Source organism: Vibrio sp. 99-70-13A1 (genome assembly GCF_013114625.1).
GTDB lineage: Bacteria > Pseudomonadota > Gammaproteobacteria > Enterobacterales > Vibrionaceae > Vibrio.
The window spans coordinates 1-1,509 of sequence record NZ_VTXD01000087.1 but is presented as its reverse complement, the minus strand read 5'-3'; the positions used below and the strand labels follow the sequence as shown (position 1 = coordinate 1,509).

Genomic DNA, 1,509 nt, shown 5'->3' with positions numbered 1-1,509 from the left:
GGTTGGTCTCAAGATGAATATCGTCTTAAAAAGTCAGCTTTTGTAGAGCGCGTTTTAGCACAGGCATAACAAGCAATTTAAGCAGACTGTCAACGCTTGGCATTTTCAGCACGATTTAGCTTAAGTGATTTTGGTGGTAAGTTTGAGTTTATTGGTAGCGTTGTCAGCTACTTAATTGGGCGTTAGATTTCATTTGAGCCCATGAGAATGGAGATTGTATATTGTTTAACTTAATTATTTCCCATGACCCTGAAACGTGGGATCTCACTCCTTATCAGTGCGATCGCAGTAGAGCGATTGTAGAGTACACAGCCGATGAAATTAGTGAGCGGTATAAGTTCTTCGATAAGAATGCGATTGAAGAGCTAAAAAGTTTCCCCACGCTATTTGTAACTGAAAACGAATCGGTCGAAACTCGGATTGGCTACATTACTGATATCAGGGTTAGAAAAAGCTTGGTTGTACTCAGCTATGAATTTGACCCTATTTTTCCTAGCCTCCCAATTGGCGCAATTGAGTCTATGCGCGTTGACATTGACTTAGGGCGTTTCGAATTATCTCGTACGCATTGGGCAGTCAAAGATGAGCCTATTTTTGAAATTCTCATGAGGCGTGGATATTTAAACCAAGCTCAAGTAAACGCCGCCATACAGCGGCGAATGCCTCCTCCGCCTGTTGTTAAGCCTGACAGTCAAGATGATAATGGGTTTAATAATTCTCAAGTATTCATTGTTCATGGACATGACGATATAGCAAAACTAGATGTTGCAAGTTTCATTTCTAGTTTAGGTTTACAGCCAATCATTTTGCATATGCAGGCAAGTTCTGGAATGACAATTATTGAAAAGATCGAGCATTACTCAAATGTTGGTTTCGGTATTGTACTCTACACGCCATGCGATACAGGAGCTAAAGTGGGGGCTTTAAGTGGTCGGTATCGTGCGCGCCAAAATGTTGTGTTTGAGCATGGATACCTTATTGGTAAATTAGGTCGCCCACGAGTTTGTGCTGTTGTTAAAGGAGACATCGAAACACCAAACGACATTAGTGGTGTAGTTTACGTTGGGATGGATGCAAGCCTCAACTGGCAAGAACAACTAAAGATAGAAATGAGAAATGTAGGCTACCACGTATAGAAATCTAACAAACAATTTAAGAGTGATTCAGCACGCTTGGCATTTTTGGTTTGGGTTGAGTTCAGTGTTTACGGTGATCAAATTAAGTGTCGTGGTCGCGTGCTTCACACCTTAATTGGGCGTTATGTGCAACCACAAATTTGAAGGTCGGTATGATTAATCAACTTAAAAATAAACTAAAACAATTAGCCCTTTTAAATGCGATTATCGAACCTGAATGGGAGTATCGCTACTTTTCATATAACTCTGAATGGAGTGGTGATGAGGAAATGGCTTCATTACGTGATAGTTGCGGTGGAGAGTGGTTTATTTGGTTTTCAGGTGATTTGGTTGGTTTTAAATGCACAAGTCCAGTCGATGGGTTAGTTGATGA

At 40.7% G+C, this 1,509-nt stretch carries 2 protein-coding genes; both read left to right on the top strand.

What is annotated here, in order from left to right; genetic code table 11:
• Window positions 1-221: 221 nt before the first annotated feature.
• Complete coding sequence (locus F0226_RS22275; protein WP_171737677.1) at window positions 222-1,136, top strand: nucleotide-binding protein; 915 nt, start codon at window positions 222-224, stop codon at window positions 1,134-1,136.
• A 152-nt stretch (window positions 1,137-1,288) separates the two neighbouring features.
• A partial coding sequence (locus tag F0226_RS22270) for a hypothetical protein (protein ID WP_216606704.1) occupies window positions 1,289-1,509 on the top strand: 221 nt, incomplete at its 3' end.